The organism is Streptomyces sp. AM6-12 (assembly GCF_044327085.1).
GTDB lineage: Bacteria > Actinomycetota > Actinomycetes > Streptomycetales > Streptomycetaceae > Streptomyces.
In genome coordinates, this window is sequence record NZ_JBIQWN010000001.1 from 4,685,996 (window position 1) to 4,698,489 (window position 12,494).

A 12,494-nucleotide genomic window follows, 5' to 3' on the forward strand; every position below is an offset into this window, starting at 1 on the left:
GGGGTGATCGGTGTGCCGGGCTCAACCCTTGATCGCGCCCTGCATGATCCCGCCCACGATCTGCTTGCCGAACAGCAGGAAGGCGATCAGCAGCGGCAGGGTGCCCAGCAGCGCGCCCGCCATGATCACCGACTGGTCCGGGACGTAGCCGGTGCCGAGCGCGTTCAGGGCCACCTGCACGGTCGGGTTCTGCTGGTTCAGGGCGATGATCGGCCACAGGAAGTCGTTCCAGGCGAACACGAAGGTCAGCAGGCCGAGCACCGCCATCGCGGGCCGCGCGGCCGGGAAGACCACGTGCCAGACGATCCGCAGACTGCTCGCCCCGTCCACCCGCGCCGCCTCCACCAGCTCCGAGGGCAGCGCCTGGACCAGGTACTGCCGCATGAAGAAGGTGCCGAAGGCGGTCACCAGGCTCGGCAGGACCACCGTCTGGAGCTGGTTGGACCAGCCGAGGTCCGCCATCCACAGATACAGCGGTACGACGGCGAGCTGCGGCGGGATCATCATGGTGCCGATGGTCAGCAGCAACAGCAGCCCGGAGAAGCGGAACCGGAGCTTGGCGAAGGCGAACCCGGCCAGCGTCGCGAACAGCACCGTGCTGACCGTGATGGTGCCCGCCACGAACACCGAGTTGACCATCGCGGTGCCGAGCCCGGCCTGGTCCCAGGCCGCCTGGAGGTTGCTGAACAGGTTGCCGCCGAACCACAGCGGCGGCGGGGTCTGCGCCAGCCGCCGGTCGGTGCGGGAGGCCGCGACCGCCGTCCACACCAGCGGGGCGAGCGAGACCAGCGCGAAGACGGTCAGGACGACGTACGTCACCGGTCCCGCGTGCAGTTGCTTGCCGGCTCCCAGCACCCGGCGCCGGGTGCGCGGGGTGTGCGCCTTCGGCGGCAGCGTCAGTTCACTGGTGGTCATTGGGACTTCCTCAGCCGTCGGGTGAGCAGCAGGTTGACCGCGGCGATGATCAGCAGGATCAGGAACATCGACCAGGCGATCGCGGACGCCTTGCCGAGGTTGCCGACGATCCAGCCTTGGTCGTACATGTACAGACCGAGCGTCTGGTACTGGTGCTCGGAACCGCCCTTGGACCCGCTGACCCCGCCGAACAGCAGCGGCTCGCCGAAGAGTTGGGTCGCGCCGATGGTGGAGACCACCACCGTGAACAGGATCGTCGGCCGCAGCTGCGGGACGGTCACATGCCGGAACTGCTGCCAGCGGTTGGCACCGTCGATCGCCGCCGACTCGTACAGGTCGGCCGGGATCGCCTGCATGGCGGCGAGGTAGATCAGCGCGTTGTAGCCGGTCCACCGCCAGATCACGATGGACGACACCGCGAACTGCGAACCCCAGTCGGACTCACGCCAGTTGACCGGACCCACCCCGGCGAAGTGCAGCAGCCAGTTGACCATGCCGCCGTCCCACGAGTACAGCAGGGTGAACACCAGGGTCGCCGCGGCCACCGAGGTGGCGTACGGGGTCAGCATCACCACCCGCCACACGGTCGAGCCGCGCAGCCGGTAGTTGAGCAGATGGGCCAGCCCGAGCGCGGCCAGCAGCTGCGGCACCGTCGAGATCACACCGATGGTGAAGGTGTTCTTCAGGGCGTTCCAGAAGAAGTCCGAGGACAGCAGGTTCCGGTAGTTGGCCAGGCCCGTCCAGGTCTGGTGGTCCAGCGAGGACAGCTGCACATTGTGCAGTGAGTACCAGGCCGTGTAGAGCAGCGGCACCAGGGTGAAGGCGCCGAAGAGGATGAAGAAGGGGGCGACGAACGCGTATGGCGACCCCTTCATGTCCCAGCGGTACAGCCGGCTGCGCCAGGAGCCGGCGGCGGCCGGCCCGGCCGGGCGGCGAGCGCTCCGGGCCGCGCCCGGCGGGGTGCCGGGCGCGGCCTCGGCGCTCGACGCGGAGTGCGCGAGAGCCTCGTCGGAGCTGGTCACTGGCCGAGCACGTCCTTGATCTCCTTGGCCGCCGCGTCCCAGCCCTGGGCCGGCGTCTTGCCCTTCTGCTCGACCTGGAGGATGCCGACGTCCGTGATGGCGGTGGTCATCGGCTGGTCCTTGGCGCCGAAGATCTGCGTCGGGATGGTCTTCGCCGAGTCGGAGAAGATCTGGGTGATCGGCGCGTTCGAGAAGTAGGCGGTGGTGTCCGCGGCCGGCTTCAGGTCCGGGTAGGCGGCCGGGGTCGAGGGGAAGCTCGCCTGCTTGGCGAAGACCTTCTCCTGCTGGGCGGGCGCGGTCAGCCACTTGGCCAGCGCGATGGCCTCCTTCTGGTGCTTGCCCGCGGTCGGCACACCGAGCCAGGAGCCGCCCCAGTTGGACGCGGTGGGCGCCGCCGCCACATCCCAGTTGCCCTTGCCGGAGTCGCCGGACTTCTGCTCGATGTAGCCCATCATCCAGGCCGGGCAGGCGACGGTGGCGAAGGAGGCGTTGGCGTATCCCTGGTCCCAGGTCGGGTCGAACTGCTTGAGCTTCGCCGACATGTCGCTGGTGGCCACGGTCATCGCCACGTCCCAGGCCTTCTTCACCCCCTGCGACTTGTCCCAGATGACATTGCCGTCCTTGTCGTAGTAGCGGTCCGCGGCGCCGCCGAGGGCCGCGTTGTAGACGGAGGCCGCCGAGTCCACGAACTTGGTGCCCTTGGGCGCCTTCTGCATGTACTCCTTGCCGACGTCGACGTACTTGGCCCAGTCGCCCTTCCACATCTGGGCGAGCTTGTCCCGGTCGGTGGGCAGGCCCGCCTTCTGGAACAGGTCCTTGCGGTAGCAGATCGCCATCGGGCCGATGTCGGTGCCGAGCCCGATCAGCTTGCCGTCCTTGGTCGTGGCCTGGGCGTTCTTCCAGTCCAGCCACTGGGACTTGTCGACGTACTTGCCCATGTCGACGAACTTGTCCGCCTGGGTCTGCACGGCCTCGGTGATGTTGCCGATCTCGATGGCCTGAATGTCATCGGTGCCGGAGCCGGCCTGGAGGCGGGTGAGCACCTTCGGCCAGTAGACGTCGGTGCGGGTGGTGACGTTCTCCTTGATGTTGATGTCCGGGTGGAGCTTCATGTACTCGTCGTAGAGGCCGGCCTGCTTGTAGCCGAAGACGCCGTACGTCCCGACGGTCAGCGTGATCTTCCCCTTGCCGTTGCCGCCGTCCGCGTCGTCCGCGGAGCCGTCCTTGGCGTCCTTGGCGCAGCCGGCCAGCAAACCCGTGGTCAGCGCGGCGACGGCCGCCAGGGCCATCATCCGCCTGGACCGGCGGAAGTTCGTGCGCATTGCGTCCTCCTGTTGCCTGACGTGCCGACCCCCCGGCCGACTGCATGGAATCGGGCCCGTTCGTCACGCGCTGCGGCTCGGGCGGGGAACGTGCGGGTTGTGTAGGTGTCAGGTACTGTGGGAGCGCTCCCACAAGTGATGGCTTGAAGAGTCGTCGGTTCCGAGCGGGGTGTCAAGGGACCTGACACGGGGGTTGAGTTCAGTTATCGGAGCGTTAACTGGCGCGCACGGACGGGACGTTCGGGGCGCCCGGGCATACGGAGCCGTCGGGGGGCCGGGCGGGACTGTTAGATTCCAGCCAACCGGAGGACGCGAGGGAGGCGGAGCGCATGGCGGGCCAGGGAGTGCGGGGCCGGAGCGGGGGCCGGCCCACGCTGGAGCAGGTCGCCGCGCGGGCGGGGGTCGGCCGGGGCACGGCCTCGCGCGTGATCAACGGCTCGCCCCGGGTGAGCGACGCGACCCGCGCCGCGGTGGAGGCGGCCGTCGCCGAGCTGGGCTACGTCCCCAATACGGCGGCCCGCGCGCTGGCCGCCAACCGCACCGACGCCATCGCGCTGGTCGTCCCCGAGCCGGAGACCCGGTTCTTCGCGGAGCCGTACTTCTCCGACATGCTGCGCGGGGTCGGCGCCGAACTGGCCGACACCCAGATGCAGTTGCTGCTGATCTTCGCGGGCAACGACCGGGAGCGGCGGCGCCTCGCCGAGTACCTGGCGGCGCACCGGGTCGACGGCGTCCTGCTGGTCTCGGTGCACGCCGACGACCCGCTGCCCGACCTGCTGTCCCAGCTGGAGATCCCGGCCGTGGTCAGCGGCCCGCGCTCGGCCGCGGAGACGCTCACCTCGGTGGACTCGGACAACTACGGCGGCGCCCGCGCGGCCGTGGAGCACCTGCTGGCCCGCGGCCGCACCCGCATCGCCCACATCACCGGCCGCCTGGACGTCTACGGCGCCCGCCGCCGCGTCGACGGCTACCGCGACGCCCTGCGCGGCGCGGGCCACGAGGTGGACGAACTGCTGATCGAGCCCGGCGACTTCACCGAGGAGGGCGGCCGCAAGGCCATGTCCGCCCTGCTGGCCCGCCGCCCCGGTCTGGACGCCGTCTTCGCCGGCTCCGACGTCACCGCGGCCGGCGCCCGCCAGATCCTGCGCGAGTCCGGGCTGCGCATACCGGACGACGTCGCCCTCGTCGGCTACGACGACTCCGCCATCGCCCGCCACATGGACCCGCCCCTGACCAGCGTCCGCCAGCCCATCGACCACATGGGCCGCGCCATGATCGACCTCCTGCTGACGGAGATATCCGACAGGCGTCCCTCGGGCCCCCGGCGGGCCGAGCGGCGGCACGCGGTCCTGCCGACGGAACTGGTGGTGCGGGCGTCCTCGTAGGCAGGGGGCGCGGGTGCCGGGCGCCATCCTCCGGGAACGCGAAACAGCCGGTGACCCGTCTTCCGACGGATTCACCGGCTGTTCACACAGGGTGAGTGACGGGACTCGAACCCGCGGCATCCTGGACCACAACCAGGTGCTCTACCAGCTGAGCTACACCCACCATGACCGGCGCTTGGAAACTTGTCGTTTCCCCGACCGGCCGAGAAGAAGTCTACAGGGTCCGAGGGGGTGCTCGCGCACAGGTTTTCGCGCGGACCCCCGCGGGCCCCCGGACGGGGTCCCGGGGCCCGCTTCGCCGGCTACTGTGCCGCGGGCAGCACGTGCTTCGCCGCGATCGTCCGCGCCGTCTCCGAGTCCGGTCCGGGCTGCGGCACGAAGATGGCCTCGCGGTAGTAGCGCAGCTCGGCGATGGACTCGCGGATGTCGGCGAGCGCCCGGTGGTTGCCGTTCTTCTCCGGGCTGTTGAAGTACGCCCTCGGGTACCAGCGGCGGGCCAGCTCCTTGACCGAGGAGACGTCCACGATCCGGTAGTGCAGCCAGTCCTCCAGCGTCGGCATGTCGCGCAGCAGGAAGCCGCGGTCGGTGCCGACCGAGTTGCCGCACAGCGGAGCCTTGCCCGGCTCCTTCACGTGCTCCTTGATGTACGCGAGGACCTGCTCCTCGGCGTCCTGGAGCGTCGTGCCGTTCGAGAGCTCGGCGAGCAGCCCGGACGCGGTGTGCATCTGACGCACCACCTCCGGCATCGTCTCCAGCGCCCGCTCCGGCGGGCGGATGACGATGTCCACCCCCTCGCCGAGTACGTTCAGCTCGGAGTCGGTGACGAGGGCGGCCACCTCGATGAGAGCGTCGTCGGACAGCGAGAGGCCGGTCATCTCGCAGTCGATCCACACCATGCGATCGTTCATGCGACCACCCTAAGGCGGACCTCGCCTTCTGGATGCCCCGCGGACGAAGAGAGGGGGTGCGGAGCCCAGGCTCCACACCCCCTCCCCGGCCTTCCGGTCAGTTCCCGGAGCGCGGCCCGGGAAGCAGGCTCACCGCCCCGGCCGCCGCGGTGCGCCGGCTCTGCATCGGCACCCCGCTGTCCCGCTCGCTGTGCAGCACGGGCATGCCGCTCAGCGGCCCCGGACCCGCCGGTCCCACCGGCGGCAACGGCTGCCCGGCACCCTGCTGGAGCGTCGCCTCCGCCTCACCCGGCTTGTCGCCGCCGGGCCGCCGGGCCCGGTACGCGGCTCGGTACGCGGCGGGCGAGGAGCCGAGCTGGCGGCGGAAGTGCCCGCGCAGCGCGACCGGCGAACGGAACCCGCACCGGCCCGCCACCTCGTCCACCGAGTAGTCCGACGTCTCCAGCAGCCGCTGCGCCTGGAGCACCCGCTGGGTGATCAGCCATTGCAGCGGCGCGCTCCCGGTGAGCGAACGGAACCGGCGGTCGAACGTACGACGGCTCATGTACGCGCGTGCCGCCAGCGTCTCCACGTCGAACTGCTCGTGGAGGTGCTCCAGCGCCCAGGCGACGACCTCGGCGAGCGGGTCGGCGCCGATCTCCTCGGGTAAAGACCGGTCCAGGTAGCGCTCCTGACCGCCCGAGCGGCGCGGCGGGACCACCAGTCGGCGGGCCAGCGCACCGGCCGCCTCGTTGCCGTGGTCCGTCCGCACGATGTGCAGACAGAGATCGATTCCGGCCGCCGTCCCCGCGGAGGTCAGCACGTCGCCGTCGTCGACGAACAGCTCCCGCGGATCGACGTGCACCGACGGATAGCGCTTGGCCAGCGTCGGCGCGTACATCCAGTGGGTGGTCGCCGGGCGGCCGTCGAGCAGCCCGGCGGCCGCGAGCACGAACGCGCCGGTGCACAGCCCTACGATGCGGGCGCCCTCTTCGTGCGCCCGGCGCAGCGCGTCGAGCGCCTCCTCGGGCGGCGGCGCGGTGATCGAGCGCCAGGCCGGTACGACGACCGTACCGGCGCGGGCGATCGCCTCCAGCCCATGCGGGGCGGTGAGTTCGAGACCGCCGGTGGTCCGCAGCGGACCCTCCTCGCCGCCGCACACCAGCAGTCGGTAGCGCGGCACCCCGGCGTCCTGGCGGTCGATGCCGAACACCGACAGCGGTATGGAACTCTCGAAGATGGGGCCGCCGCTGAACAGCAGCACCGCGACGATCTCCTTGCGGCGACGCCCGGACAGTTTCCGGACAGCGGCTTCCGGCGCGGCAGTGGAGTCGTGGCTCATACTGCTAAGCCCCCCTCGGTGGTCGCGGCTCCTCGGTTGTGTCGCTCCTGCACGTTTCCCCTCGGTCCTGCACGAGTCCCCCGCCGTAAAGACAGTCAAGATCGAATCTACTGGGTCCCGCGAACGCACGGTGACCCGTTCCAAATGCGGCACATTGTCGACATGACAACTTGGCGTGAAGCATTCGATCACGAAGCGTTGCACTCGTGGGCCGTGCAGGGAAGTGCGCCTCCGGGCAGTGGCCAAACCGCGTAGGGTGCGCAGCGCCCCCTGGACCCTTTCCGTGCAGGTGGAACGGGGGTTGAGGGGTGGTGCGGACCCCACTTGGGCGATATCAAGAAGTTGGCTGAAAAGAGGCGCTTGGAAGCATGGAAACCGGTCAGTCGACCGGTGTCCGCTGCCGGGTGTGACGTCCGCCTCTTTGCATCTCGCAACGCCCGCCGTGCCGCCCGCCGTTCCGGCCCCCGCCCCGGCCGGCGTCCCGCCCGGCACCCCGCGCCCCGCCGCGCCGCGATTCGCGCCCCCGGCCCCGACCCGCACCCCGGCGCGCGCCGTGCCGTGCCGTGTGCTCCGAACGCCGGAGCAACAGCCGGCACGCGGCCGTGACGGCGGCCAGCCCGAGGGCGGTGCCCGTGGCGCCGGCGAGCGAGGTGCCGTACCAGAGCAGGACCACCGGGACGAGGACGCAGGTGAAGGCGGCCCAGCGGATCAGCTCGCCGGTGCTGTCCTGCGGGCCGGGTTCCTCGGGGCGGGACCGGTGTCCGGACATCTCGTACTCCCTGTGGCGAGCTGGGTCGGCCGCCGGCGTGTGGTGGCGCCCGGTAGCTCCCCGTGGCTCCCCGTGGTGGTGGCTCACCCCCTTCAACGCCCGGCGGAGCGGTCGGTCACCGGCCGTGCGTCCGCGAATCCTGTGCAAAGCGCCTGTACGGGGCAGCAAGCATTGCGTAACGGGCGCGGCTCGTGCATGCTCCGGTGAACCCCTACGGATGTCGAGGGGCCGCTTACGGAGCGTGCAAGGGATCTGTCCTCGGGACGCGTGCCGCCGTACCCTTGGGGGTATGGGGTGGGGAAGATGAATCCCGGACACAGGTCCGCCGCACACTGTCATCCCGTCCCATAAAGGATCACAACGCCGAGACAGCCATGGCCGGTCACGAATTCTTCGAACCCGCGGACCGCAAGCGACCGGTCGCCGATCCTACGGCGGCCGATCCCCAGGCGGCCGAAGAGTCACGCCCTTCCTGCGACCCCGCCTTCCGGCACGGTGTCGTCGTCGGCTTCGACGGCTCCACCTCCAGTGAGCGCGCCCTCGCGTACGCGATCGGCATGGCGCACCGCTCCCACTCCGGTCTGATCATCGTGCATGTGGCCAACCGGCTGCCCACCACGGTGTGGGCGGGCTGCGAGCCACCGGTCTTCGTGGACGTACCGGATCACCGTACGGAGGTGCTCGGCCTTGAACTCGCCTGTGCGGACTACCTCTCCGAGGTGCCCTGGATCCTCGTCGAGCGCGGCGGTGACATCTGCCACGAACTGGAGGAGGTGGGGCGGGAGTACGAGGCGGACGCGATCGTCGTCGGCTCCACGCACGGGATCGTGGGCCGGATCTTCGGCTCGGTCGCGGGGCGGCTCGCACGGCGGGCGCGGCGGCCGGTGATCGTGATCCCCTGAGACGGCGGAACCCCCCGCGCGGCGCACGGGGGGTTCGTTCGACCGCGGCGGTGCCTACTCGACCGTCACCGACTTCGCCAGGTTCCGCGGCTTGTCGATGTCGCGGCCCAGGGCCTTCGCCGTGTGGTAGGCGAGGAGCTGGAGCGGGATGCCCATCAGGATCGGGTCGAGTTCGTCCTCGTTCTTCGGTACGACGATCGTCTGGTCTGCCTTCTCCTGGTGCCGGTGGGCCACGGCGAGGATCTTGCCCGAGCGGGCCTTGATCTCCTCCAGGGCGGCGCGGTTCTTCTCCAGCAGGTCGTCGTCCGGGATGATCGCGACCGTCGGCAGGGCGGGCTCGATCAGGGCCAGCGGGCCGTGCTTCAGCTCGGAGGCGGGGTAGGCCTCGGCGTGGATGTACGAGACCTCCTTGAGCTTGAGGGAGGCCTCGCGGGCGACCGGGTAGCCGCGGACCCGGCCGATGAACAGCATCGAGCGGGCGCCGGCGTACAGCTCGGCCAGCTCCTTGATCTGCTCCTCCTGCTTGAGGATCTCGGTGATCTGGTCGGGCAGCCTGCGCAGGCCCTCGATGATCCGCTTGCCGTCGCGCACCGAGAGGTCGCGGGTGCGGCCCAGGTGCAGCGCGAGCAGCGCGAAGGCGACCGTGGTGTTGGTGAAGCACTTGGTCGAGACGACGCAGACCTCGGGGCCCGCGTGCACGTAGATCCCGGCGTCCGCCTCACGGGCGATCGCGGAGCCCACCACGTTGACGACGCCGAAGACCCGCGCGCCCTTGCGCTTGAGCTCCTGCACGGCGGCGAGCACGTCGTACGTCTCACCGGACTGGGAGACCGCGACGTACAGCGTGTCGGGGTCCACGACCGCGTTGCGGTAGCGGAACTCGGAGGCCGGCTCGGCGTCCGCGGGGATGCGGGCCAGCTCCTCGATCATCTGGGCGCCGATGAGCCCCGCGTGGTACGAGGTGCCGCAGCCGAGGATCTTCACCCGCCGGATCTGCCGGGCCTCGCGGGCGTCCAGGTTGAGGCCGCCGAGGTGCACGGTGGAGAAGCGGTCGTCGATCCGGCCGCGCAGCACCCGGTCCACCGCGTCGGCCTGCTCGAAGATCTCCTTGTGCATGTAGGTGTCGTGGCCGCCCATGTCGTACGACTCGGCCTCCCACTCCACCGTGGTGGGCTCGGCGGTGGTGCGCGTGCCCTCGGTGGTGTAGGTGCGGAAGTCGTCGGCCTTGAGGGTGGCCATCTCGCCGTCGTCCAGCGTCACTATCTGCCGGGTGTGCATGACCAGCGCGGCGATGTCCGAGGCGACGAACATCTCCTTCTCGCCGATGCCGAGCACGACCGGGGAGCCGTTGCGGGCCACCACGATCCGGTCCGGGAAGTCGGCGTGCAGCACGGCGATGCCGTACGTGCCCTCGATCAGCCGGACCGCCTGGCGGACCTTGTCCTCCAGCTTCTCGGCGCCGGCGCGGGCGATCAGGTGGGTGAGGACCTCGGTGTCGGTCTCGGAGAGGAACTCGACGCCCTCCGCCTCCAGCTTGCGGCGCAGGTCGGCGGCGTTGTCGATGATGCCGTTGTGCACGACGGCGACCTTGTTGTCGGCCGACATGTGCGGGTGGGCGTTCACGTCGGAGGGGGCGCCGTGGGTGGCCCAGCGGGTGTGGGCGATGCCGGTGGTGCCCTTGAAGCGCGCCGGGACCTTGGCCTCCAGGTCGCGCACCCGGCCCTTGGCCTTGACCATCTTCAGGCCGGGCGCCTTCGGGGAGGTGACCACGATGCCCGCCGAGTCGTACCCGCGGTACTCCAGCCGCTGGAGGCCCTCCAGGAGGAGGGGGGCGACGTCACGCTTCCCGATGTAACCGACAATTCCGCACATATACAGGTATTCCTAGCCGTAGACGATGCGGCGCAGCTGCCTGAGCGTCAGCTCGGGCGGTGCCACCGCTCGATATCTGAGGTCCGCCCCGATCCGTTCGAAGATCTCCGCGTTCACCAGGCCCCGGGCCTGGAGTTCGCGGTGGCGGCGACGGACGAAATCCTCCGTCGACTCGTCGAAATAGGCGAGCACGTCCTGGATCACCCGCAGCGCCTCGCCCCTGCCGAGGGGCGTCGACCGCGTCAGATGATCTACGAGTTCGTCGTGCACCCGTAGATCCTCGGGTACCGGCGTCGGTTTCGCAAGAATCCTGCCCGATATCGGGCACCGGGGTGCTGGGTGGCGTGCTGAACTCCTGTTCGCGCACTGTGTCCTACGTCACTCCTGCTCCCTTGCCGTCCCCGGTGGGACAGTGGTCCCGACCAGACCCGAAGGGAGCGCATGTGACACGGAATGACCGTACGACTCCCCGAACCGCCCGCGTCCTCGGTTCGCTGCTGCTCGTCGCGGCGGCCGGTGCCTTCACCCTCGGCGCCACCCCCGCCCCGCCCGAGGCCCGCCCCACCCCGCTGAACCAGGTGATCCCGGCCCCCGCCTCCGTCACCCCCGGCGGCGCCCCGTACCGCATCACCCGCGACACCGCCGTCCGCGTGGACGGCCCGGCCGCGGTCCGCCGCGTCGGCGCCTACCTCGCCGGCATCCTGCGGCCCTCCACCGGCTACCCGCTGCCGCTCACCGGGCACGGGAGCGGCGGCATCCGGCTGCGCCTGGCGAAGGGCGGCTACGGCGCCGAGGGCTACCGGCTGCGCAGCGGCCCCTTTGGTGTCACGCTCACCGCGAGCGCCCCGGCCGGCCTCTTCCACGGTGTGCAGACGCTGCGCCAACTCCTCCCGGCCGCCGTCGAGAAGAAGACCGTCCAGCGCGCGAGCTGGCAGATCGCCGGCGGCACCATCGAGGACCACCCCCGCTACGCCTACCGCGGCGCCATGCTGGACGTCTCCCGGCACTTCTTCACCGTCGCCCAGGTGAAGCGGTACATCGACGAACTCGCCCTCTACAAGGTCAACGAGCTGCATCTGCACCTCAGCGACGACCAGGGCTGGCGCATCGCCATCAACTCCTGGCCGCGGCTGGCCCGTTACGGCGGCGCCACCGAGGTCGGCGGCGGCAAGGGCGGCTTCTACACCCAGGACGAGTACCGGCAGCTCGTCTCCTACGCCGCCTCCCGCTACATGGAGGTCGTGCCGGAGATCGACATGCCCGGCCACACCAACGCGGCCCTCGCCTCCTACGCCAAGCTGAACTGCGACGGCGTGGCGCCCCCGCGCTACACCGGCACCGAGGTCGGCTTCAGCTCGCTGTGCGTGTCCAAGGACGTCACCTACACCTTCGTGAACGACGTGATCAGGGAACTGGCCGCGCTCACGCCGGGCCGCTATCTGCACATCGGCGGCGACGAGGCGCACTCCACCAGCCACGCCGACTACGTGACCTTCATGGACCGCGTGCAGCCGATCGTCGCGAAGTACGGCAAGACGGTCATCGGCTGGCACCAGCTCACCGGCGCCCACCCGGCCAAGGGGGCGCTCGCCCAGTACTGGGGGCTGGACAGCACCAGCGCGGCCGAGAAGGAGCAGGTCGCCGCGGCCGCGCGGAACGGCACGGGGCTGATCCTGTCCCCGGCCGACCGGGTCTACCTCGACATGAAGTACACCAAGGACACCGCGCTCGGGCTCAGCTGGGCCGGGCTGGTCGAGGTCCGGCGGTCGTACGACTGGGATCCGGGCGCCTATCTGCCGGGCGCCCCCGCATCGGCGGTCAAGGGGGTGGAGGCGCCGCTGTGGTCGGAGACGCTGAAGACGTCGGCCGACATCGACTACATGGCGTTCCCGCGGCTGCCGGGCGCGGCCGAGCTGGGCTGGTCGCCCGCCGCCACCCACGACTGGGACACCTACAAGGTACGGCTGGCCGCGCAGGCCCCGCGCTGGGACGCCCTCGGCATCGGGTACTACCGGTCGCCGCAGGTGCCCTGGACCGACGGCTGAGCGGAAGGTGAACGGGCGCCCCGGAGGACCGTA

11 protein-coding genes and 1 tRNA gene are annotated in these 12,494 nt (G+C 70.5%); 3 read left to right on the forward strand and 9 right to left on the reverse strand.

What is annotated here, in order from left to right; all coding sequences use genetic code 11:
* Nucleotides 1–21: 21 nt before the first annotated feature.
* The 3 genes from ACE4Q9_RS21280 to ACE4Q9_RS21290 are packed head-to-tail and all read right to left on the reverse strand — an operon-like array spanning nt 22 to nt 3,259.
* Nucleotides 22–915, reverse strand: coding sequence for a carbohydrate ABC transporter permease (locus tag ACE4Q9_RS21280; protein ID WP_397985806.1), 894 nt, complete (start codon nt 913–915; stop codon nt 22–24).
* Nucleotides 912–1,937 (reverse strand): carbohydrate ABC transporter permease, encoded by a 1,026-nt coding sequence (locus ACE4Q9_RS21285; protein ID WP_397985807.1) that lies wholly within the window; start codon nt 1,935–1,937, stop codon nt 912–914. Before ACE4Q9_RS21285 ends, ACE4Q9_RS21280 begins: the two co-directional genes overlap by 4 nt.
* Nucleotides 1,934–3,259 (reverse strand): ABC transporter substrate-binding protein, encoded by a 1,326-nt coding sequence (locus ACE4Q9_RS21290; protein WP_397985808.1) that lies wholly within the window; start codon nt 3,257–3,259, stop codon nt 1,934–1,936. The genes ACE4Q9_RS21285 and ACE4Q9_RS21290 overlap by 4 nt, the downstream gene beginning before the upstream one ends.
* Nucleotides 3,260–3,588: 329 nt before the next feature.
* Here ACE4Q9_RS21290 and ACE4Q9_RS21295 point away from each other — a divergent pair, with 329 nt between their 5' ends.
* Nucleotides 3,589–4,644, forward strand: a complete 1,056-nt coding sequence (locus tag ACE4Q9_RS21295; RefSeq protein ID WP_397985809.1) for a LacI family DNA-binding transcriptional regulator — start codon at nt 3,589–3,591, stop codon at nt 4,642–4,644.
* A gap of 90 nt (nt 4,645–4,734) precedes the next feature.
* Here ACE4Q9_RS21295 and ACE4Q9_RS21300 read toward each other — a convergent pair.
* From ACE4Q9_RS21300 to ACE4Q9_RS21315, 4 genes are all read right to left on the reverse strand, one after another.
* Nucleotides 4,735–4,807 (reverse strand) — tRNA-His (locus tag ACE4Q9_RS21300).
* A gap of 139 nt (nt 4,808–4,946) precedes the next feature.
* Nucleotides 4,947–5,552: an oligoribonuclease gene (gene orn / locus ACE4Q9_RS21305; protein ID WP_397985810.1), complete on the reverse strand. Its 606-nt coding sequence runs from the start codon at nt 5,550–5,552 to the stop codon at nt 4,947–4,949.
* Nucleotides 5,553–5,649: 97 nt separating this feature from the next.
* Nucleotides 5,650–6,873 carry a helix-turn-helix domain-containing protein gene (locus ACE4Q9_RS21310; RefSeq protein ID WP_397985811.1) on the reverse strand — a complete coding sequence of 408 codons (1,224 nt, stop codon included), beginning with the start codon at nt 6,871–6,873 and terminating at the stop codon, nt 5,650–5,652.
* Between the two features lie 379 nt (nt 6,874–7,252).
* Complete coding sequence (locus ACE4Q9_RS21315; RefSeq protein ID WP_397985812.1) at nt 7,253–7,642, reverse strand: hypothetical protein; 390 nt, start codon at nt 7,640–7,642, stop codon at nt 7,253–7,255.
* Nucleotides 7,643–8,016: 374 nt separating this feature from the next.
* Here ACE4Q9_RS21315 and ACE4Q9_RS21320 point away from each other — a divergent pair, with 374 nt between their 5' ends.
* Nucleotides 8,017–8,544, forward strand: a complete 528-nt coding sequence (locus ACE4Q9_RS21320) for a universal stress protein (RefSeq protein WP_397985813.1) — start codon at nt 8,017–8,019, stop codon at nt 8,542–8,544.
* Nucleotides 8,545–8,598: 54 nt separating this feature from the next.
* Here ACE4Q9_RS21320 and glmS read toward each other — a convergent pair whose 3' ends face one another.
* Both glmS and ACE4Q9_RS21330 read right to left on the reverse strand, forming a co-directional pair.
* Nucleotides 8,599–10,416: a glutamine--fructose-6-phosphate transaminase (isomerizing) gene (gene glmS / locus ACE4Q9_RS21325; protein WP_397985814.1), complete on the reverse strand. Its 1,818-nt coding sequence runs from the start codon at nt 10,414–10,416 to the stop codon at nt 8,599–8,601.
* Nucleotides 10,417–10,428: 12 nt separating this feature from the next.
* Nucleotides 10,429–10,686 (reverse strand): hypothetical protein, encoded by a 258-nt coding sequence (locus tag ACE4Q9_RS21330; protein WP_397985815.1) that lies wholly within the window; start codon nt 10,684–10,686, stop codon nt 10,429–10,431.
* Nucleotides 10,687–10,859: 173 nt separating this feature from the next.
* On the opposite strand from ACE4Q9_RS21330, the gene ACE4Q9_RS21335 reads away from it, so the two are divergent.
* Entirely contained in the window at nt 10,860–12,461 is a 1,602-nt protein-coding gene (locus ACE4Q9_RS21335) for a beta-N-acetylhexosaminidase (protein WP_397985816.1), read from the forward strand.
* Nucleotides 12,462–12,494: the final 33 nt, after the last annotated feature.